The sequence below is a fragment of the Tenacibaculum agarivorans genome (genome assembly GCF_001936575.1).
Lineage (GTDB): Bacteria > Bacteroidota > Bacteroidia > Flavobacteriales > Flavobacteriaceae > Polaribacter > Polaribacter agarivorans.
The window spans coordinates 157765-182955 of the sequence record NZ_MSMP01000009.1; the positions used below are offsets into that span (position 1 = coordinate 157765).

At 31.8% G+C, this 25191-nt stretch carries 7 protein-coding genes; 1 reads left to right on the plus strand and 6 read right to left on the minus strand.

The window, feature by feature from the left end:
- Positions 1 to 173: 173 nt before the first annotated feature.
- Positions 174 to 1205, plus strand: a complete 1032-nt coding sequence (gene tsaD / locus BVC87_RS08965) for a tRNA (adenosine(37)-N6)-threonylcarbamoyltransferase complex transferase subunit TsaD (protein ID WP_075342026.1) — start codon at positions 174 to 176, stop codon at positions 1203 to 1205.
- A 15-nt stretch (positions 1206 to 1220) separates the two neighbouring features.
- Here the strand turns inward: tsaD and BVC87_RS08970 are convergent, their stop codons facing one another.
- The 6 genes from BVC87_RS08970 to BVC87_RS08995 form a co-directional block, all read right to left on the minus strand.
- The gene (locus tag BVC87_RS08970) at positions 1221 to 1649 is read right to left on the minus strand and encodes a lipocalin-like domain-containing protein (RefSeq protein ID WP_159439336.1); all 429 of its coding nucleotides are present in this window, start codon (positions 1647 to 1649) and stop codon (positions 1221 to 1223) included.
- A gap of 110 nt (positions 1650 to 1759) precedes the next feature.
- A complete protein-coding gene (locus BVC87_RS08975; RefSeq protein ID WP_075342028.1) occupies positions 1760 to 3919 on the minus strand; it encodes a T9SS type A sorting domain-containing protein in 2160 nt (719 codons plus the stop codon).
- A gap of 187 nt (positions 3920 to 4106) precedes the next feature.
- Complete coding sequence (locus BVC87_RS08980) at positions 4107 to 6512, minus strand: fimbria/pilus outer membrane usher protein (RefSeq protein ID WP_083629362.1); 2406 nt, start codon at positions 6510 to 6512, stop codon at positions 4107 to 4109.
- Between the two features lie 75 nt (positions 6513 to 6587).
- Positions 6588 to 18713, minus strand: a complete 12126-nt coding sequence (locus BVC87_RS08985; RefSeq protein WP_159439337.1) for a ParB N-terminal domain-containing protein — start codon at positions 18711 to 18713, stop codon at positions 6588 to 6590.
- A 1-nt stretch (position 18714) separates the two neighbouring features.
- On the minus strand, positions 18715 to 20082 hold the full coding sequence (locus tag BVC87_RS08990) for a PKD domain-containing protein (RefSeq protein ID WP_083629364.1): 1368 nt from the start codon (positions 20080 to 20082) through the stop codon (positions 18715 to 18717).
- Positions 20082 to 25190 (minus strand): T9SS type A sorting domain-containing protein, encoded by a 5109-nt coding sequence (locus BVC87_RS08995; RefSeq protein WP_075342030.1) that lies wholly within the window; start codon positions 25188 to 25190, stop codon positions 20082 to 20084. Before BVC87_RS08995 ends, BVC87_RS08990 begins: the two co-directional genes overlap by 1 nt.
- Between the last annotated feature and the right edge of the window lies 1 nt (position 25191).

Sequence of the window (25191 nt, forward strand, 5' to 3'; positions counted from 1 at the left end):
GAATTAGAATAACTCTTAGGATTTTGAATATTATTTTCCCTACCTTTTTAATGACTTTTTGCGCTATTTTATAAGAAAGAAACTACAAAAAATTTGCCTAATTGCAAAGAAACGGCATTTTTAACGAATATCTAACGAGTAGTGCCTATTTTTGTTAAATAAAAATTAAGTTTTTGAGTACATCTAATATTTATATCTTAGGGATTGAAAGTTCTTGTGATGACACAAGTGCAGCGGTAATTCATAATGGAAAAGTATTGAGTAATATAGTTGCTAATCAAGAAGTACATGCGAAATACGGTGGTGTAGTTCCTGAATTAGCTTCTAGAGCGCATCAACAAAATATTGTTCCTGTGGTACAACAAGCTATTGCTCAAGCAGGAATTACTAAAGAAGATTTAAGTGGTATTGCTTTTACACGAGGACCTGGATTGATGGGATCATTACTTGTTGGTACTTCTTTTGCTAAATCTTTAGCGCTAGGCTTAAATATTCCTTTGCTAGATATTAATCATATGCAAGCGCATATTTTAGCTCATTTTATTGAAGAAGAAAACAGTAAAATTCCACCTTTTCCTTTTATTTGCTTAACTATTAGTGGTGGGCATACACAGTTGATAAAAATCATAGATCATTTTAACATGGAGATCTTAGGTGAGACTATTGATGATGCTGTGGGTGAAGCGTTTGATAAATCTGCAAAAATTTTAGGTTTGCCTTACCCAGGAGGCCCTTTAATTGATAAATATGCTCAACAAGGTAATCCGAAAGCTTTTACTTTTACGCAGCCTAAGGTTGGTGATTTAGAGTTTAGTTTTAGCGGTTTGAAAACACAAATCTTATACTTTGTTCAAAAAAATGTAAAAGCAGACCCTGATTTTATTGAGAAGAATCTTGTAGATATTTGTGCTTCTATCCAACACACTATTATTGAAATATTAGTAAAAAAACTAAAAAACGCTGTAAAAGAAACTGGCATTAAACACATTGCTATTGCAGGTGGTGTTTCTGCAAATTCTGAGATTAGAAAACGTTTATTACTTGCCGAGAAGCATTGGGGATGGACTACCTATATTCCTAAATTTCAATATACAACAGATAATGCGGCTATGATAGCTATTACGGGGTATTTAAAGTATTTGAAACAAAATTATGCAGACTTTTCAATTTCAGCGAAAGCTAGATTAAAAGTTACTGAGAGTTAATTTTTTCTTTGAAATTTAATTTAATTTTTCAAATTTCCAACCGCATCCCTCAACACAATTTAAATATATCGGAATAAATACTACAGTATTAGATTCAAAAGCATAATTCTCAATAAATATTCCCTCTGGTTTTTCAATTCCAGTTGTAAATCCATTACAATCAAAATCTAGGGTCAATTGATTAGCATCTATGGTATAATTTCCAGAACTACATTCCGAAAAACGTGTTGATGTAAATTGTCCATCTATAGAAAAATTATAAGTATATCCATTTTCAACAGGTTTCCAACTTCCTGTACCATCTCCACTGTCATTATAAATCTCGATTAACTTCCATGTTCCAATTATAGAATTCTCTATTTCTACATTTTTACTATCGCTACTACATCCAATTAACAAAATTGCAAGTAAACTTAATACTCCAAGTTTTAATTCTTGATACATTTTTAAACTTTTATTATTAAGATGCATTTTCATCTAAATGGTTGCTTTGAATTGATAGAAAAATTAAAAGAGGTTGTTTAAACAACCTCTTCGTGATCTATAAAAAAATATTATTCTTTAATTACTTTTATTGTTTCGTTTACTCCTTTAGTTGTAATTGTTGTTAAAAAATATACTCCCTTTGGATAACCTGAAAGATCAATCTTTGTTTTCTCTGTTTCTAATACATTTGTAGAAAATAATATGCCTTGTGTGTTAGATACATTGATCGAAATTATATCTTTTGTATTTTCTATATATATAAAATCTGAGGTTGGGTTTGGATATGCATTCCTTTCTATCAAATTAAAGCTCTTGACATTTTTACTTATCATTGATGTTACTCTTGTATCTTGAACACACTTAAAATCTAATGCAGTCCAACGAGCTCTGGCATAAGAAAATCCTTTTTTCTCTACAACTTGTTCATTAGTCAACGAAGTATATTCTACTCGAATTGTTGAATTTTCTGTAACATCAACTTCTGTAAACGTATAATTTGCTGGTGCAAAATCTACAGTAGTAGTCGGATTTGTAAATTCTCCTACCTGATCATCGTTAATAAAAATCTTGTATACACTCTCTCCATCTAATTCTGTTAAGGTGTGTAATGTAATATTATAAGTACCTGTTTCTCCTATAAAAGTAGTAATAGCCGCTGCAGTTCCTCCTTTTACTTTTGTTGCAACCGCATCTCTCGCCACATCTCTGTAACCAGCAGCAAAACCACTGACATTTATATTCGAAAAATCATTAATTGCATCAAGAGTTAGGTTTGAACAATTCACAGGTTCTGGATCTGGTTCTTCATCAACATCTGGGTCTGAAGTTGTATCTTCAATGCATTTAAAATCAAGTGATGTCCATCGAGCTCTAGCGAACGAAAATCCGTTTTTCTCTACAACTTGTTCATTAGTTAATGAAGTATACTCTACTCTAATTGTTGAGTTTACTGTAACTTCAACTTCCGAAAATACATGACTCGCTGGTGCAAAATCTACAGTGGTAGTGGGATTTGTAAACTCTCCTACTAGATTATCGTTAATAAAAATTTTGTACACACTTTCTCCATCTAATTCTGTCAAAGTGTTCAAGGTAATATTGTAAGCTCCTGTTTCTCCAGTAAAAGTGGTGATAGCCGCAGCCGTTCCTCCTTTTTCTTTTGTTGCCACAGCATTTCTGGCAAAATCTCTGTACCCAGCAGCAAAACCATTCACATTTATATTGGAAAAATCATCAATTGCGCCAAGAGTTACACTTGCACAATTAGTAGGATCATTTGTATTCGCGTCATCATCGTCATCATTATTATCGTCATCATCATTACCAGGATCAGTAACTGATGTACCAGTTACATATCTACTCCAAAATTTAGATATTGTATCCGCCTGATCTCCAACATTAAAAATCCACCAATTTTCTGAACAATCAGAAAAGTCAACTCCTTTTCTATTTCTAACCTTACCTAACCAACTTGAAGGTAATCCATTTGGGAATGTATCATTTAATATTCTATCTGCCTCTATCCATAATTCTTTTGCTTTTTGATTTGTAGAAGATTTTGCCTGTTGCATCCATTTCTCGTCTGAATTTCTATACTCAGGAGTACTCCATTGCCCACGATCTCTAAGAGGTGATCCGTATGGTAAATTACCATCATCTATAGCAAAGTATTGACTATTATTTCGTACAAATTTCAAGTCCGAAAGATCAGTATGATCTTCATTCCATCGTCCATGTTGAACGACTACAACATTGGATATTACCGTAGCTGTAGGAATTGTTTCCATTACTTTTGCAATCCAATCTGCTGTTAAGTTTGATTGTCCTGCTTCTTGAACCCATGCCTTACCTCCATTTTGTAAAACGGCAATAACTCTATCTGCAATTCTGGTTACTGATGCATTCCAATTTGCATTGGCATCTGTCCAGTTATTAGGGCCAAAAGCCATATCAAATAATGTATGTGAATCAATAAATTTCCCTTCTTGATTACCAACTGCACCTGCTACACCATAATAATTTATATCTCTAAGATCTTCATGTGCTAGCATGCATCCTAGAGCAGCTTGTGCATGAATATCGTCAGGATCTGGTTTGCTGTCAAATTGAGCAATAAGAATGTCTTTACTTTTATTAAAAAAAGGACGTTGTAGCGCAATTGCATCTGAAAATGATAACAGAAGTATCGCTATTAAGAAAACATGAATTTTGGGATTAATTTTTGTCATTTTAGTTTACTATTACATTTTATACTGGTTGTTACAATGTAAAATTAGATCTTAATCTAGTGAGAAATTACCCCGTTTTCCGTGAGCTTTGTAAAATATATATTTGGGATTTATGAAATATTTAATACTATTTTTATGGAAATGATAGTGTGAGATTTCCTTTTGATTTTTTTAATAAAAGTCAAAATTAATCTGGTGCATTATTATGGTAATATTTAGCGTACATTAAAGACAAGTAGGCTTTCACTTCTTTAATAGGTTTATTGTTTTCTAACATATCAAAAACCTTAGATATATACTTCTTTTTAAATCCTTTTAAAATGCCTTTATCATTTAATACGTCTTGATATGTCAAACCTGTTAATTGTTCTTGCATCCAAACATGTGCTTTGTACTTTTTGCGTCTTACTTCTAAATCTTTCTCATCACTTTTTAACACAAAACGTCCCTTTCGTTTTTCAACCGTTACTAAGTCTAATAATCGTGTATAATCACTCTTAATTTTATGATCCATTCGTACTGCATCTTTATATAATTCTTTCAAACTTTCAGCAGATATTTTATGGTATATGTCTGAGAAATCTTTGTATTTATATAGTAATTTTAAGTACTCAATAGCAGCCTTCTTGTATTTTTTATTACTATTTTCTTCATTTTCTTTAACATTCAACCCTAATAATTCTAGATCATTTTTTACTCTTTCTAAATATTGTACAGATGTAAAAGATGAGTTATTTATAAGTCCTAATATTTCATCACTAATTTTTGTATGACTTCCCTTGAATGTATGTTCTTTATATGAAAATTGAAATATTTTTTCCTTTTTTTCTTTTTTTACCTTTTCTCTCTTTTTAAAATGAAATTGCGGCTTTTTTAATCCAAAATTATAACCATAACTTAAAGTTACTGTTAGTTCATTTAACAGTTGTTGATTGGTTACATCTCTAAATAATTGTACTGCATTTAGATTTAGATTGTGTTGTTTTGCGATTACCGTACCTGTACTAGCTCTAAGGTTTACAACTTGAGTTTGTACATTTCTATTTTCATTTTTGTTAAATGCTATACCTAAAGAAGTATTTAGTTTTTTTCTAAAAAATAGCTTATTAAAATTTGTGGATGCTCCCCAAGCTTTACTATTATCTCTTCCAATATCACTGTAGTTATAATTTAAAGAAGAAGCTATTGTAAACGCTTGTTGGAGAAAACCTAAAGTATATGTAGCTGTTCCGTTATGAAAATTATTAGCTTGTCCAACTCTTATGATTCCATTTTCTTCATTTGCTGATGATGCTAAGGCGTAATTCAGATTTATATTCTGTGTTGTATTCTTCTTTTTTGGCAATGCCCAATTTAAACTGACGTTGGCATTCTGAGAAAGTTGCCTGTAATTTAATGCTTCTTGATCTTCATCTGTCAAATCATTATCATTGATATCATCAAATTGATTCAAATTTTGATTGGTAAAAGATGTAAAATTGGAATACGATCCGCTTAACATAATAGCATTTGTTAACTGATATGTAGCATTAACACTTCCTACCGTTCTCCCTAATGATTGTGTTTTTTGATTTTCTAAATTATCTCTTTGATAACCTACATTAAAATCCAAACTTAGTCTATTATTGAATAACGCAGTTGCCAAGTTTAGTGTTATGTTTTCAAAATCATTATTAAAATAATATGCTCCTAAAGTTTCATAATTAGGATCTATCCTTTCATACCCCAATCCAACTTTCAACCCTCCCATATTTGCATCAAACGCTACTTTTAATGCGTTATAAAATTCTGTAGATGTTTTGTTATTAAATAGAAGTCCTGCCAAATTATAGGTAGAAACATCACTTTTATCGGCTCTAATATCTTGAGTGATTGCTGTGGATGCATATTCTACTTTTATTCCATACTTTCTTGCAATAGTAGTTGCTCCATTAATGCTTAACACTAAGTTTTCTTTAGGTCTTATATTTCGTTCTTCAGGAATGAGAGGTATAGAATTTATATCATCTTTAGCATAAAAACCTATAATTCCAAATTGATAATTTGGTTTTTCCCATCCTATTTTGGCACCATACCCTATTCTACGATACGCTGGAAGTGTTTGCTCGTTTCCATCATCGGGTGTCGCTTTTAACAATCTACCATACATAGCGCTAAATTTTATCGGCTTATTCGGTAACAACTCAACACCTCCACCTGTGAATTGATGGCCACTCAGTGTGTAAGGTGAAAAATTCATAGTTACATCTCCAATATGAGCTTGTATCCATTTGTATTTCGGGTGTAAGCTTAGTCTATTAAACTTAAAAGGCAATTGATAATTAAAGTTTTCTCCTTGATTAGAGTAACTGTATGAAATAGGCATAGTAAAGGTTAGCCAACTCGTATTTAATGTTCCTTGTACAAAATACGTAAAAGGAATACGGGCATTTCTACTATTAGAATTATAGTATACTGCATTCGCATTTATATTTCCACTAACTTTAAATTTAGTGGATTTAAGAATGTTATCAATATCAAGGTTCTGGGTAAAACCCAAATTAGTACCCAAAAATATGAATACTGTAAGTATATATTTTATTATTTTTTTCAATGTATTGCCCTTCAGAAGAATTAATGATCATTCAAAAATTTTATCATGATTAGATTGATCGTTAGATAATTAATATTAGTTATCATCCTTAGCTAATGGATTTTCAAAAAGCTTAAAATCATCACTAGTAATTCCTAACTTTTTAATAACACTAGCCATATCTTCTAAGTTTTTATTTGAAGGCTTATAATGACCACTAAAATTTGAAATCTCAATAATTTTTCCATCACGGACCTCTAATTTTCCTGCTGAGATAACTGATTCTGCATTTCTTGATAGATTATAATGTCCATAACCTAATAATAAACTCCCTTCATTAGTCAACACAAAATTTAATTCACTATTTGCCTCAGAGTTCAATAACTCCCATCTACCTGTTTCATTATCAACTCCCTTATATTGCTCTATTCTTCCTTGTTTTATTCTTATTTGAAAAGCTCCAAAAGAAGCAGTTCCTGAAAATTGTGGACTTGTTGTCTTAGCTGAAATAGGAGTAATTTCACTATATAATTCATTTGGGATTTTTATCCCATTTGGATATTCTTTTGATAAAAGAATAGCGTTGAAATAAGCTTCCTTATCTATTTGATTGTCTACAAATCGATTAAATAATTTTGCATCTAGTGTATATCCTTCTTCTTCTACATGCTTTTTGTATAACTCCATAGCTTTGAAGTTATCCACTTTTTGTCTGTAAGAATCACTTACTGAGACATCGTAAAGTAGATTCCAAACTTCTATTAAATGAATATCATTTCCTAATAATTTAGCCAGCTCTTTAGAATTATTTAGATCTTCTGCTAATTGTTCTCTTTTTGCTGGAGAATCATTTACGTAACCTAATATTTCATCAATTGAACGGAGTGGAACATGACGCTTAATATTGGGGAATTCTTCATTAAGAAAATCATCAACTCTTTTTAATAAATCATCAAATTCTTCATTGGTATCAAACCAATCAATTTCAGGAAACCAATCTCCTTTATATTTTCCTGTCTGTTGACCTATTTTTAGTTGTACATACAATTCTTCTATTAACCTTTGCTTGCGACTGCTTGGTCTTATACTTAATAAATCTTCATAGGTCTTTAATTTAGTTGGTATAGATTCACTTCCTAATTCAGACATTGCTTGCGTACGATAAAAGCTATCAGCATTTGCTGGAACCTTTATTCCATTAGGTAATGTTACAATATCTATAGCATTAATTTTATCTAAGTCATAACCTTCATTCTTAAATTCGTCACGGTAACTCTTTATTATTTTTTTACCATTACTTCCAATAGGATCAAACAAACTGGAAACATCAGTTATTGCAATTGTTGATATCTCTTTTTGATTCCCTAAAATTTTAACCTTATCAGGTGTAGGATTTCCTATGTCAATAAGAGCTTTAGGTTTTGTAAAAACAACGCGTACTTCTAATGGCTCATCTTTCTCAAATGTAGGAGTACCAGTGTATCCATTTTCTTTAGCTAAAATACCATCAGGAATTCTAAAAGCGGCAACTTCTCTTCCTTGACCTCTTCTTTCTAGATACATCTGTAAATACTGTCCTTTATTTACTTTTGAACTCCAAACAAAACGTACCCCTTCTGGATTGAATTTCCTGATTGCTTTATCTAAAAAAGTAGCTGTTATTTCATCTATATTCGAATTAAAATACCCTTTTGGTGAGTTTGTCATAAACTCTAAAATATTTTCTGATCGTTCATAAGTACCCACAGGTATTAAACTACCGTCTAACATTACTATATTAATAGCATTTTTACCATATGCAGTGTTTGATTCAAACTGTATATCCGTCCAAAGTTTATTATTTCTTCCGTTCTCAGTCTCTTTCCAATTTTTATATCCTCCTACTCTAATAAGAATTTCATCAATCTCATCTAGCTCTTGGATATTTATTTTAAATGGTTTACTTAAGTTTATATCATAATATGCTTTCCATGATTCTATAAGTCCTAAATCATTTTTAACAGCATTAATAATATACCCCTCTACATTAGAAAAGCTATTGATAAAGTCTTCTAGAATAGTACTAGAAAAATTTAGTTTATTGATTTGATTATATACTAAATCACTTCCATCTTTAAATATCTTATCTAACTTCTTTCTCTTAGCTAAATTTGGAAATAATTTCTCGAAAAATGTTGTAGCTGGAATTCTAACCTCTCCATTTTGACCAAGTAATCTGAGTTTCTGACTAAATATATTGGCCGGAATTTGCTGTTTAAGAATCTTTAATACTTCTACTAAAGACTCATCACTTGGCTTAAAATGCCCTGAATTATTATCTATAAAGGTTAGTTTTCCGTTTTCAAAAACAAGCATTCCTGCTCCTTTTACATTCGGATTTTCACCTCCTATTAAGGTAGGGTGAGGATACTCTAAACCATCTCCATGTACCCTAACAAATATATTATCATATTCATCTACAACATACATGGTCTCTTGACCTAAGAAATGTGAATTTAATGGTTCACCTCTAGCATCTAGTACAATTCCTAGCTCTAAATCCATTTTCATTTTAGTAAGATCTTGACGACTCGGATGAATAATATAATCATCCGTTCCTGGCTTAAAATAAGCTTCTAAATGTGCATCTTTATCTGTAGCATAAATATCATGTTCAACTGATTTGAGATCGGCACGTTTTGCATATATCGACTTTAATGACTCTTTGAAGTACTTTAACCTGTTTACAGTAATATTTGAATGATTCCAGAAAAATCCAGCTCCATTACTTTCATTTAATTTCTTTAGCATATCACGATCCCAATCTTTAAGAACCGCTGTAATTTCTTGTTTTACTGTAAAATCCTTAATGCTCTCTAATCCTTTTTCAATGGTGGGATACTCTCTTAATATTTCATCCAGTGTACTACTCCCTTTTTCTTTCCCTAAAACAATAGAAGTTCCTTTTCCTTCCTTGATATTTGGCGGAATTTCATCTATATCACTACGAGCTCCTTTATGGTATTTTTTAAAAGGCGTATCATGTACTACTGTTCCATCAGGATATAGCTTCACTTTTCCATCACTTGCATAAAATGGCCTTGCAACAATTTTTGATAGCTCTAAAGCTGCTTTATCTGTATTACATGATAATAACCTGATTTTCTGATTTTCAGGAATTGAATTTATAACATCTCCCAACAACTCTATTGGTATTACTGTACTCTTTCCTTCTACTCGTACTTCAAAACCTTTTTCTCCATGATGTATAATAACATCTACATATTCATCTCTTATATTGAAATTAATTCCTGCTAAATCTATATTTTTAGGATATGCGTTTTTATTTTCTATAAGTACATTTTTAATTTTTGCCCAAGTATTAATTAATTCAGGCTTCTCTGCAAATTCTGCTAGTTTAGTCGTATTATTTTGAAATTCGTTTTTAAATGCTTCTTGTAAATGTTCAGGAATTAATACTTTCAAAGATCTTAAAATGTCTTCATCTTTCTGAACAAAGTCAGAAAAATCCCTTTTCATTGATTCATCAATACTTTCTAAAAATCTAATTTTAGTTGCTGTATTTATCCATGAAGCTTCAGGCATCCATTCTCCTTTATAAAATCCAGACCTTATAGCTAAGAGTAGAGAAAAATAAATTCTTTCTATTTCATCCTCATCATATTTAAAATCATCATAGGTATTATAGTAAACAGGAACATAATTTTCATTTAACCTATTTCTCATTGCTTCTACCCTATGCATTCCATCTAATACAAGTTTAGTTCCATTTGGTAACTCAACAACATCAATAAAACCACTATTTGCTACAACAAATCCTTCGTTTTGTATTTTTTCTACTATTTCTTCTACTCGATTTTTATTTACTGGGTGTATTACAGTCAATTCAGATGTTTTTACATCTTTAACCTTTTCTGGGTATGGTGTTCCTTTAGGATTCCTTACTATTTTAACATTTTTATAAATTGTTTTTTCATTCGTTGCCTTTGTAAAAACAACACTAACATTAAACACTTCATCTTGTTCAAATATTGGAGTACCTGTAAATCCTTTTTCTTTAGCTAAAGCACCATCTGAAGTCATAAAAGCAGCTGCTTCTCTACCTTTACTCTTGCTGTCAAGATATCTTGCTAAAGTTGCTTGCTGATTTTGTTCCAAATTCCAAATAAACCTCACTCCCTCTGGATCAAATTCTTTTATTACTTTATCGAAAAAATTGGATATTATTTCATATTTCTTCGGAGAAAGATACTTTATAGAAGTATTCACCGTAAATTCTAAAATATTGTCTGATAATTCGTACATACCTACAGGTATTTGACCATCATTCAACATTACTACATTAATGAAATTTTCATTTGATTGCGTATTTGATTCAAGTTTAACATCCTTCCAAAGTTTATTTTCTCTTCCCCTTTTGGTCTTTTTCCATTCTTCATATCCAGCTGTAGAAAGTAATATTTCATCAATTTCTTCAAAATCACTAATTTTCATCCCATAGGTGTTTCCTGAATTAATATCATAGTAAGCCTTCCAAGATTCAATTAAATTAATCTTTTCTTCTATTCTACTAATAATACCTTTTTCTGTGGATGGAGAGACTAAGTAATCTAGAAAAGCATCTCTTTCTTTTACTGTAAAGTTTAAGTTCTGTAACGTTTTTTCTATTTGTTCACTTTTCTTTTTAAAAATAAAACGGATAGCTGTATGGTTTTGAACCACTCCTAAATCAATTGGCTTACCGATACCTTCTTCTGTGTTCGGAGGAATTTCATCTATATCACTACGAGCTCCTTTATGGTACTTTTTAAAAGGAGTTTTATGTACCACAATACCATTTGAATATAACTTTACAGGTCCTTCACTAGCATAAAACGGTCTTTCTATTAGTTTTGACAACGCTATTGCTGCTTCATGTGAATTACAAGACAACAATCGTATTTTTTGGTTTACAGGAATTAAATTCATCATTTCGGCTAACAACTCTACAGAAACTATTACATCTCTTCCTTCAAACCTGAGCATAAAGCCTTTGGTATCATGATGGTGTATAATTACATCGGTATATGAATCTCCTGTGTTAAAATTATACCCCGTAAAATCAAGATTTTGTGAAAAGGTTTCTCTATACTTTTTTAGTATATTCTTTATATACGCATAAATGTCAACCAATTTAGGTTCTTCTATAAACTTTCTTAATTGGTCATTTTTACCTTCAAATAATTTTAAGAAATCATCTACTACTTGACTATCTAATTGTTCTATTTTTCCAACAACTATTTCTATACTTTGTTTATTTTTTGGAGTATATATAGTACTAAACAGTTCTTTTACCCGTGTTCTTTGTTTGTTAGCTGGTTTTGTAAACAACACATCTATTCTAGCTTTGGTATCCAACATAAAAACTGGTACTCCTGAATATCCATTTTGCTTTGCTAATTTCCCTGCAGGTGTTGAAAAAGCTGCTTCTTTTCTAGTTTTTCCTTTTTGTATTTCCGATAAATACACCGATAGATTTGTAGAAACATCACTATGATTAATATTAGTAACGCCCCATGTTTCCTCTATTTCTATTGGATTGTATTTTTCAATTCCTCTTCTTAAAATTTCTGCAGCTATTTTTTGTTCTCGAAGATACTTTGGTAAATCTACTGTATGGATTAATGTTCCTTGTTTTGATACTGCAAAACCTCCTATTTCATCTGTTTTAGTTTGATCTAATAAAATTACATATGCATGATCTTTACCATCTATTTCTATTCGATCCCATAGTTGGTTTTTCTTACCTTTTTCCGTGCTTTTCCATTTAACATACCCGCCAATTTTTTTTAATATTTTTTGAATTTTTTGTATATCCAATAACCCTAAATCAAATTCTTTATTAGGAATTATATCATAGCGTACCTTTATAGGCTCTAATAAACTAGGGTTTACAACAACTTCTTCTAAAATTCTCCAATCTAAAACTGCCAAGTATTTTAAAAAGGCCGTTCTTTCTCTACTACTGAGTTTTAATGCAATAATTGCATCTCGTAATGGTTTAGCTTTAATTCCTAGTATTTTTTCAATCTCAAAATCTAAATCTTTGTCTTTTCCTAAAACAATAGGCTTAGCTCCTCCTGTTCTTATATTAATATTAGGTGGAATCTCGTCTAGATCACTACGCACGCCCTTATGGTATTTTTTAAATGGAGTTACATGTAATACCTCTCCATCTGAATACAGTTCCACTCTTCCATCATTGGCGTAAAATGACCGTTCAGTAAGTTTTGATAATGCTACTCCTGCTTCTTCAGTGCTGCAGGATAATAATCTTACCTTGTAATTTGAAGGGGTAGCATCAATTATTTTGGCTAATTTTTCTATACTTATAACTTCATTCTCGCCTTCTACCCTAGATATAAACTTTCCTTTTTCATAATGAATAATTATATCAATATAATTATCTCCTGTATCAAAATTAAACCCTGTGAAATCGATATTTCTTGGAAATGCATCTGCATTTGCGTCCAATGTTCGTTGTATATTTACCCAGACATCTACTAAATCAGGATTGCTATTAAATTCATTAATTCGTTTACTATCTCTTGATAATTCTTTTTCAAAAACTGTTCTTAGTTTATCATTAAAAATCAATGCTTTTAAAGAAGCTAACTTTCCTTCAGAAGATGCTGCCAATTCAGGAAATTCTTTTTTCATTAAATTATCAACCTTACTCAATGCCACATCTCTTCCATTAGACTCCCATGGAACATTTGGCATCCAATCGCCTGAATAATATCCTGTTCTTTTTCCAATATGAAGCATAATAAAAATATTATCAATACTATTCCTATCCATACCTGCTTCAAAAGCTTTGTATACTTCATCATAGGTTTTATAAGATACAGGAATATGGGTTTCTCCTAGTTTTTGCATCGCTGCTACTCTATGCATACCATCTACCACTACTTTTGTTCCATCAGGCAGTTCTATCACTCTGACTGGTAAGTTATGCATGCCATCATTACCAACTACATGAAATCCTTCTGCTTTAATTTTTTCTATAACTGAGTTGACTCCGTTAGGTTGCGTTTTTCTTGGTACTGGATGTAGCGTTGTTAATTCTGAAATTTCAACATCTACATAACCATTTGGATATGAACCAACAATATTAATATTCTTATATAACGAGTTGTTAGATACATCTAAATTCTTGAGTTTCTCTACCGCCCTTTCGGCTTTATCTAAATCAAAACCAGTATTTGTTTTTAATACTGTTATTTCTTCTTCTAAAATTTTGGTTGAAGCCTCTAATTGTGCAGGAGTTAATTTTTTAAGATGTACATCGTCTTTTAAAATATCTGCTACTAACTGATTTACATTAGCCACCTGATCATTAGTTTCTTTTAAAACCTCTGGATCTATTACTTCTCCTACTTTCTTCTGAGTGATTCCATCTTTTACCAATTCAGAAAAACTTGCTAAGCTTACCACACCTGTAACTAAACTCAAGTGATTCATATAAGTAGCCAACTCTGGATCAGTTTCTCTGAAAGCAGTACCAGCCATACTTGTAGCAGAACTCATTTTATCCGCATAATATAAAAACTTTCCAAAAGTATTTAATGCTGCTGTTCCTCCTGTCGGTAAAAAAGCTAGTAAATCTACTGAGGTTTGTATAATATCAGATTTGGTTTGTAAAGCATCAGTTTCACTAGCATAATGCAAAGTAAAAGCAGGAATAAAAATGGCTTGCGGATTTCCATTTTGATCTTTTGCCGTGAATGGCTTCAGTAAATTGTTTTTAGAAATATTAATGAATGATATTAACTGAAATGGTGATAAATCTTCATTCTTTTCTGTTTTATTTTTAACGAATCCCCATTTGATTTTTTGCTTGGCATTGATCAAATAATCATCTGTAATTTCAGTATCTACACTCTTGTAAAAATCATCTTCATCGTATATAGAAATTCCAGGTACTCGACTTCTGAAATTTGTTTTTATATGACTCCATCCTCTTCTAAAAATATTTTGATAATCGTTTTCATATGTGAAGAATTGATTGTGTATCGTTTTTATATCTTCAAAGGTCATTTCTTTTAACAACTCTGGATCAATACTATTTTGTAACTGCTCCTGAAAACTCTCGGAACCTATAAATATTTTACCAATAGATTCTACAACACTTTGTCTATTATCTTCTCCAAAAACAAAAACTTCATCCTGTATATTTTTAAATACAGCGTACCAAAGTGGATGGGTTTTGGAAAGAGATCTATTTCCACTAGTTTCCCAATTATAGGTTATTTTTTCAGTTTCTAGTAGTGAGAGTGCTTTTTGATAATTCGATGATGGACCATTAGCTATTGACTCTAAAATTCTAGCTACTTGTATTTCTTCTTTATCTGATATATTACCTCCACTAGAAGAACTTAATAGTATTTTCTTAACTCCTTCTATTTGTTTGGATAACGATAAATTTATCAGTTCATTTTCACTAGCTCTTGCTATACATTCATAAACTTCTTTACTTGATTTTGTTGCAAAATCTGCTGTTAAACAAAGACTGTTTTCCGTTGCTTTTTGATTGGTAAAGGCTAATAATTCAATTAAAAAATCTTGATAAAAGTTATATAAAGCATCATTAGAACTCCCTAGTTTTAAGTTTTCTTTCCATGTGTTATACGCCTGACTTGGCTCACCTCCGAATGGAATATTTTCGTCATCCCATTTTCCATAGTCTGAAAATGTTTTGATCAAGAAAGATTGATCCCAATTATTAAAGAAGTTTGTAAACTCTTTAAATAATACTGGATATCTATTATAGATTTCCGCAATTTTAACAATTAAAAATACTTCTCTTCTCTCATTATGACTAATGTGTACTTTAGTGTTTCTAACTCTTCCTTGAGTATTCTTTTTTTCATTGACATACACCGGATTAAATTCGCCACTCAATAGTTGAACTTCTAGTTCTGAAACATCAATCTGTCCATCTCCTAAAATTTCAGATACTTCTGTAAAACCTTCTATTACCTCAGGTTTCAATGCATTAAATAATCCTATATTTTGAAATGCTTCTGAAGTTATTGCAACAACTTCACTACTACCATTTTGATATTCAAGAATATTTTTACTGTCGAACTTATAATTTTTCCACTGTGCTTGATTCGATTTTGATTCCCCATAAGGAAGCCCTATAACAAAAGAGGTATCTACATCTCCGTTTAAATCAGGCACTTGATAATAAAAGTTTTCATACCCTAAAAACTGACCATTCTCAATTTTTGCTTTGTAAACAACTTCATCTACTTTTTCTTCACTTACGTTTCTATTACTATTTGAATTTTTACGCTTAAAACCAATTAGTGTTCCTGGTATTATTTCATTATATCTATCGTTTGCTATACCATGAAAAAAGATGGGTGTATAATCATCAGATAGAACTATACGCTCTCCTGATGGGGTTAAATAACCATAGTAATATTTACCATTATATTTTTTCTTATTAATAGCCAAAGAAATTGGCATTACAGTAGCTACACTTTGTCCTTCACTATCTTTATCAAAAATACCAATTCGTAATGTTGGATTATGAATACTTCTCCAATGTACAAATGGAAGTTTTACATCGGCTCCATAATCCATTAACCAATTGGTTTCCTTTTCTGGATATCCATAATCTTGTAAAGAGAACGGATGCTTTAATTGAAAAGCTCCATGACCTAATTCATGTGCAACTGTTCGTTCATTCGCCCCATTATTCGCATATATATACCCGAATTGCTTACCTAAAGGCATTATTCCTTTTTCTTTATTGGTAGAGGGTTGTTTGTTGGTTAGGATGATATAATAAGCGTTTGTGTTAAAATCATCTCTAGCTCTTAGCGCTTTATTAATTGCTTTTTGATCTTGTGTATATTGAGTTAACAATTCATCTTCACCGCTTTCTATGATGGAACTTGGCACTAAAGTTTCTAAAGTACCTGTAAAATCATTTATCTCTTTAATATTTAACTTTACTAGAGCTTTTGTATAGATATTTTGAAGAGATTCTTTTACTTTTCGAATACTGGTATTAGTAGTATTTACCAATACAACATCAACATTTTTAACTTCAGCTTGGTATTGAATAAAAGCTCCTGCAACTTCGTATTTATCTGATTTTTTTACAACGGCTTGCGTTTCTATACTTGCATCAGTAAATGCTCCTTTCAATTTTAAGGTATATGAAGTAGCAGTACTATCTATTTTAGAAATAGCAATTCCATCTTTTGTTTTAAAAATAATATCTTGAGGTTGAATATTTTTATCTGTAATATCCAAATTGGCTATAATCGTAGTTTCTTGCCCTTTAGGTATAGCTTTATATGGAATTACATAATCATCATTAAGTGTTTTGTATAAGTTTTTAGTTTGTTTTTGATCTTTCTGATACGCATCAAAGCCATACAGATCTTTAGGATCTCTGGCAAAAGTTACTATAACTCCATCCGCAGTTAATGCTACTGCTTCTCCTTGATTATTTACACCATTTGTGTTTTCTGAATTTGTTGCTCCTCCTTCTGCTACTTCACCAGACTCTGTAACGTTTCCTTCTTCATCCACCGACCATGTTTGTCCGTTAGCATCGGTAATCACATAATCTTCTCCACCTGGTAACTCTACAATTTCTCCATCAGTACCTATAATAATAATATCTCCATTCGGATCTATTTGTACATCATCTACTATAAAATCGACTGTAGTAGCTCCTGAATTCCCAGCTCCTCCAAGCGCCAAATCATTTACATCTTCTACTCCCGACCAAGTAGGATCGTATGTTGTTTTGACTACTCCGTAAATTAATTGGTGATGATCATTCAAATGAATTGAAGAAAAAGTAACAGCTATTTTTGTGTCTTGTAAATACGGTACCGTTATATAACCTCTTCCTGTAAATACTCCATTTCCTCCAAAAATTTGTTTCACCGTAACCGAAAAATCTCCTGCGGTAAATGTCTCATTAACTCCTATATTTTTTAGTGGATTTCTTCCTTTGATTTCAATATCTGGAATAATCCCACAATTGTAAGTAGCTACATCTTCTTTTTTAGGCATTGTAAATTGACTTACATTACTATACGAAAATGTTTTATGCCACTCATAAGGTTCATTACATGATCCCCCAACTCTAAACATATATGGTTTTCCTTCTTCTAAATTCCCTATTTGTGCAAAATTGTTATACGTGAATACTTCAAACCATTTAGCTTCAGGAACATCTGCTCTTTTATATTGTACATGAAATTCTTTATGATCGAAATGAGGTTCCCAAGAAATTTTAACCGTGCTGCTGTTTAAAGCTTCTGACAACACATAGGTCGGTACCTCACAGGGATTTGCATAAGTAAAATAGAATATTTCACTATATCCATTATTTTTAAATACTGAGCTTTCAGAAATTCCTGTAACCGATTTTGCTTTTACTCTCCAACCATACGTTCTTTTAGGTAACAATACTGGCTTGCTTATATCATAAAGCAATGTTGTATTATTCAATGTTTCTGTATAGTAATTTGGGGCAGCTAAAAACGCAGCTCTTGGATCCATCGTTATATCCCACAATTCACGTAACTCAAAATCGTAACTGACATTTGTAGCATTGGTATGTCTTGGTGTCCATTGAAAAATAACATTCATTGGATCTTTAGCTAAAATATAATCTCCTCTGTAGGGTAAGTTTAAAAAAGGTGGATCATTTAATAGTAAAAATACGTTGGCACAACCTGAAGCTGGATTGCTGATTTGTTGATTGGTAACTACCTCATATACTTCCCAACACATCGTATACATTCCTTCTGGTAATGGTCTATTGTATTGTTGCGGAGGAATTCCAATTAAATTATTGGGCTGAAAATATGCTGCTAAATCTAAATTTGTAAACTGCTGTAATACGCCTCCTGTTAAAAATATTTGTGGAGCACCAACTACAACATCTGTAGATTGAATATTAAATCCATTTCCTTGAATACGAAGTTTCAATTTTACCTGTTCATTACTTCCTAATATATCTGTTAATGCTATATTGAGTCTAAACTTTATATCGCTTGAAGTTACATAATCACTTAATTTTGATGAATATGGAGGAAATACAGTATGCGTTACTTGAACAGGATATCGCTGTGCTTGTAGCGCTACAGACAGTAGCAGTATACCTATAATTAGAATACGTTGGAAATATGGTAAGACTTTCATTTTAAGGCAACTTTTGAATTTTAATATCACAATGGATATATGAATTGATTCCATCATCTACAAACTCCTTTATTTTAATCGCTCCTTTACGACCATCTTCTGTTTGAAAAAGTACAATACGCGGTAATACATCTTTATTAAAATGCAGTAAACCATTTGGCGTTTCTGTAATATTTATACTTTGTAATGGTGTATCGTTTTTCATGGCATCAAACTCAACAGCTGTAAAGCTTACACCACATCCACAGTTTTCTAGATTATTAATAAATTTTGTATATGTAGCATTGGGTATTGGAGTAAACCCATTTGTGCCTGCTTGACTAGGGCTTATAAATTTGTTAAAACTAAAGATGTTATTTAAACTTAAAAAAGCAAGATCTATGTTACTTTCATCAGTAACTTCATTTGCTGTTATCACTTTACGTGAAGAGGACGAGAAAAAAGCGCCTATTGCATTTGTATTGTGAGCAGAATTTATACCTAATTTTAAATTTTTAAAAACTCTTAAGTTCGTATTAGGAATTACTGTTATTGTTTTAATTAGCTGTTTGGTTTCTTTATCGTTAGAAGCTTCCAAAGTTATCTTATGAGTGCCTGGTGTAGTAAAAGTTACTTTAGGGTGTTCCTCATTACTTTTCTCTGGTAATCCTTTTTCAAATTTCCATTGATACGAAGTTGCGCTTACTGAGTTATTGATAAGTGTTATGGATACCGGGGCTTGATTGTCATCATCAAAAAAATCAACTTCCCAATCAAAATCTGGCACTAGTTTAGGTAACACTGTAATTTTCTCTTCTTTTGTAAATGATTCAAAACCATTGGAAACGGTCACTTTTATTGTGTGTTCCCCTTCTTTAGTAAACAAAACATTCTCAGGATTTTTTGATGTAGATGTTTTTGGAGTTCCTTCTTCAAATTCCCATAGATATAGTAATGAATTTCCTTCTGTTGAATTTTGAATTTTTACCTCTACTGGTGAAAAGTCACTTCCTATCACTTCTGTTGAAAAATCAATAGCTATAGCTTCATGAAGTTTAATTTCCTTTTCAATACTACCCTCTTCTCCATCTACATTTGTGGCTTTCAATCGTATTTTAAAACTTCCTGCTTTTGTATACTTTACAACTGCTGGATTTTCATCTTTAGATGAAGTTACTTCTGCGCCTTCAAAACTCCATTCGTATGTATCTGCTCCTTTCGTTTTATTTTTAATTCGAATTCTAACCGGTACAGATTGATCTTCATTTATGAAACTAAAATCAAAATCTGATGCTATTGAAATTGCTGTTTCTTGATAACATGAAGAAAACAACATCAATACCAATAGATACTTTACTATATTTTTAACATCCATTTTTGTCAACATCATTATTTCACTATCATTCTTTTTATTCTCGTTTCTTCAGGAGTTTCTAATACAACAATGTACATCCCTGATGGTGCCTGAATGGTAAATGACTCTGTATATTCTTCATGAACCTCAAAAGGAATATGCTTTTTTATTAACTCTCCTTGCATGCTAAAAATTCGGATGGAAATTTCACTCGCAGTCACCAATTTAACAGTGCACTCAAATTTTCCATTATTAGGGTTTGGTGTAATTTTGAATAGCTCAATAAATAAATCTGAGTCATTTTCAGTATCTGAAAGTTCACTTGGTTCTTCAATAACAATCTTTTTAAATGCTTCTTGAATACAATCTCCTACTTGAGAGCGTAATCCTATTTCATACGTTTTTACTTCAGGAAATTTTACGACTAAAGCTCTTTCTCTTGTTTCTACAATTCGTACATTAGGTGGTAATATCCATTCAAAAGAAGACTGGGCTAAGCTACTCTTATTAAAAATTACAATTTCTTCATCGAGATAGGCTTGAGATGACATTAAAAAATTGGCTTCAATATCTTGATTACTATTTATGATTTCAACGGAATCGCTAATTACACATCCTTCTGGCGTAGTTGCTGTTACTGTATAAATCCCTCCTTCTGTTACCTCTATTACAGGTTCGTTAGAAGAATAACCTTTATCTGAACTCCATACATAACTCGTACCTGTTTCATCTATAGTTCCATCTAATGTATATGATTGCTCATTGCATAATACTTTGTCCTTGCCCAGATCTATGATGAAATCCTTTGGATTTTCTAATGTAAATTCTACAAAGGCTTTACAATTGTTACTGTCCGTTAACGTGAAAATATATTTACCTTCTGTCAAATTTGATATCGCTGTTGTAGTTGCTCCTGTATCCCAAGAATATACATAGGGAGGCACGCCTCCTGAAACGTTCACTTCAATAGCTCCATCATTTCCGTTAAAACATGACGGATTTTCTTTTCGTATCGCTTTTACTTCTAAACCTCCTGGTGGTGTGAGTGTAATATTTCCTGTAGCCTGACATCCACGAGCATCTGTAACAAAAACTACATAATTCCCAGCAATTAAATCAACTGCTTTTTCTGATCTACTACCATTAGACCATTGAATATCGTAAGGAGGTATTCCTCCTGTGATAGCTACGGTAGCAGTACCATTATTTCCTAAATCACAAGAGATTTCAGTAGCACTTAATTTTACCGCTAACAATTCTGGTTCTTCAAATGTAAATAGAGTGTCTGTTGGATTTATTAAGTTTAAACTTTGGTATTCTCCAATAACGACACCTCTACTGTCTTCCACATTTAAAGCATAATTTCCATGTGAAAGATCCGTAAGTATCGCACTATTCACATTTAAATCTTCATAAACACCTAAATTATTCTGCTTCTTCCAGAAATAGGTATAGGGATTTCCTGTAGTAAAAGGAACACCTCCTGTTACCTCAACTTTTAAAACTCCATCAGAAAAAGGATTATTAAATGTATTGTTTTGATTACATGATATTGGAGTTTCAATACTAATTACGGCTTCAATAGGATCATAGAGTGTAAACTCTTTTTCGATATATGTACATCCGTTTTTGGTTGTAGCACTTCCATAATTTGCATCTTCTATGGTTAGTAGATATTTTCCTTTAGGAATTGTATGTAATCTGATTTGAAACTTTCCATTGACAACATTAGTCGTAGTTTGAGAATTTAGCACGTCTCCTTTTTCATTTTGCCAGTAATACGTATAACTTCCATCTGAGAAAGTAGTTCCTCCATTTACTTCTGCTACTATCCACCCGTTAGACTCTCCTCCCTTTTCAGGTGTTGCAAATTCTAAAATATCTACAGTGATTTCTTCTTTTGGTTGAGTAATCTCTATACTTTCCACAACTTTACATCCTTTGCCATCAGTTATGGTTACTTCATATATTCCTTTGACTAAATCATTAATCTTAGCATCATTACTTCCTATATCCCATTGGATATGATACGGCGCCATACCTCCTTGTATCAAAACTTCTGCCCAACCATCACTTCCTTCATAACAGAAAACATCTTGCTTTTTAAACGTTAATTCAATAGCTTCTGGTTCTTTTATTTCTTGTGTAAGATCTTTTGCTGTGACTAAAACATTGTTTTGATATTCTCCTAAAATTATACCGTTAGCATCTTTTATATTCACTGCATAATTTCCTTGATCTAAACCTGTGGCTATATTACTAGTTTGGGTCGGCAAAACAGTCCATACTCCCGGACTTGTTTCTTTTTTCCATGTATAGTAATAATCAAGTCCTCCATTTTCATGCGGCTGTAAACGAATACCTCCTGTTACTACAACTTCTAATTCTCCATCTGAATATGGATTACCTACATTGTTTCTATTACACGATATCGGTCTTTTTACCGTTAATTTTCCTATGAGTGGTTCTGGATCATTAATATAATACTCACTTTCAATAATAGTACAGTTAGGATTATCTACCGCTAAAGGGAAATTTTTATCTTGAATAGTTAACTTATAGTTGCCTTCTCCAATTCCATTTAATCGTATTACATAATTTGTAGCTGTAACACTAGCTGTTACTTTATGATTTAATGTATTTCCGTTGTCATCTTTCCAAACAAAATTATATGCATTTGAATCTAAAGGTGTACCTCCAGCAACAGTGGCTTCAATCCATCCATTAGTTGCACCTGCAAATGTCGGTTCAAAAAATGTATACGATACTGTTAAAGGTACATCTGGTTCTTTGATCTCTATTTGTTCTGTTACTTCACAACCTTTTTCATCTGTAACTCTTACGGAGTAAGTTCCTGCTGTTAAATTTGAAATATCTTCAGTAGTTTCATTATTACTCCATAAGATTGTATACGCTCCTGTTCCTCCTGTAATTGATATATCTATGCTTCCATCAGTTCCTTTATGACAAAAAACATCTTGCTTTTTGTATGATAATTCTAGTAATGGTGGCGCTACTAAATTATACGTAGCATCTTGCGCCTTACTTAGTACATTATTGACATAAGTCCCTACGGTAATCCCATTAGCATCTTCTATGTTTACTGCGTATTCTCCTTCTTCTATATTTGCAAGTATATTTCCATTTTCTTTAGGTAAGATTTGATAATTTCCAAAAGCATCTTTTTTCTTCCATATGTATTTATAGCTATACTTTCCATCCAATAAAGGACTAAAAGGAATTCCACCATTAGCGGTAACCGTTAATTCACCATCATTAGCTGTATTACCATAACTATTTTTAGGGCTACAAGAAATAGGATTTGTTAGTTTTAGGTCTATGGTTAATTTAGGTGGTTCTACTAGTTTTATTTTGTCCTTTTCTATAAAACATCCAATATTATCAGAAGTACTAAAAAAATTATTATCTCTAACTCTAAGTGTATAATTTCCATCAACTGCATTTTTGAGTGTTAGAAAAGCACCTTCCTCTCCAGGAACAATCTCTTGACTATAATTTACTTTACCAACTATCGATGTAACACCATTCTTTTCATGTAACCAAGTATAACTACCATACTCTCCTTTTGAATTAGGAGTTCCCCCAGTAACTTGTACTGTAATTTCACCATCAGAAAATCCAAAACCACTAGGATTCTTCACATAACGCACATCTGCTTTAAGAGGTGACTTTGGTTCTTTTATATCTACACTAATTTCTTTTTCTCTTCTTAAACCTATAATATTACCCGCAGCATCTCTGATGACTTCTTTGGCTATACAATTATTAAAGTCTTTTACTTTAATCTTATATTTTCCTTTTGGTAACCCTTTTATCAATTGAATCACTTCTCGAGTGGGAGAAGTACTTATATTTGTAAAAGAAATCCAATCGCTATCTTTTATTGGACGTGTATCTCCTTCTTCTCGTAATAAATATCTATGTGTTCTTCCAACTCTTCCTCCTTTTGCTCTTATTGTTATTGTTCCATCGCTTCCTCCATGACAAAAAACATCAGTATGAGTTACAGAAAATTCAACTGGTGTGGGCCTAATGATCCGTGCTGTAGTTCTATGTCTAAACGATTCCGTATACGTATTAAATCCTCTAAAAAAACCAGCCATTCTGATTGGATACATTCCAGGTTTTAGTCCTTCTATTACTATAGAATTATTCGCATCAAATCTTCTTCTTGTTAAGTTTACATAGCGTCCAGGAAAATCTGGATTTGTACTTGTAAAACTTAACAATTCCCCTACATTTAATCTTCTATCTAAAAAGATTCTAACTTTTCCATCATCCGAGTCATAACAAGTTGTTGCTTCTCGTGTTATACGGTTAATTCTGGGGGCATCACCTAAAAAGCGATATGATATCGTATTAGAAGTCCAACCATTACACCCTGTGTTTACTCTGAAGTAAATCATTCTTCCATGATCATTTACAGGATCTAGAAAATCTTTCCCTTTAACTCTCAAGAAATTCTTTTTAGAAGTATAGCTTGGTAATGCTGTATAAGGGCCTGTAGGACTAAATGAATATTCCCAATTAAAATAGTTATTATTAATCCCTAGAATTCTTGGGATCTCTAAAAAGTCTTCTGAACCAAAATTATTATTAACACTTGGATCTGGTAGTTTTATTATCGGTTTTATAAGAACATTGGCATACCCAGGTACTTTGGATAATCTACTGTGTTTTCCTGTACCTAATTTTACTCTTGCGTTCCCTAATGTTGTTGAAACATTATGATTTGAAAAATCAAAAGTAAAATCTACACAAGTAGGATCATTTATAAGTTCAACAAAAAAATTACTCCTCTTCGATTTACAATCACCACTACTCCTCCTTCTTTTATTGGTGTGAAAATGTATTTTAGCAAGTCTATTTGATTCATTAAATCTAATAGTAGGTGTAATTATAGGCTTATTTCTATATCTACCAGGGTGAAAGTAACTTTCATCTAAAAAACCATTTTCATATTCTAAATGTATATAATGTAAACCATTACTCCCACCTCCACAACTACTACCAACCCCATCTACAAAACCTGTAATATCTAATTCATAATATGCTTCTTGAGCACGGGAGTTATAAGATAAACTTAACAATAAGATTATAATTAAGAAGATTCTTTTGTTCATC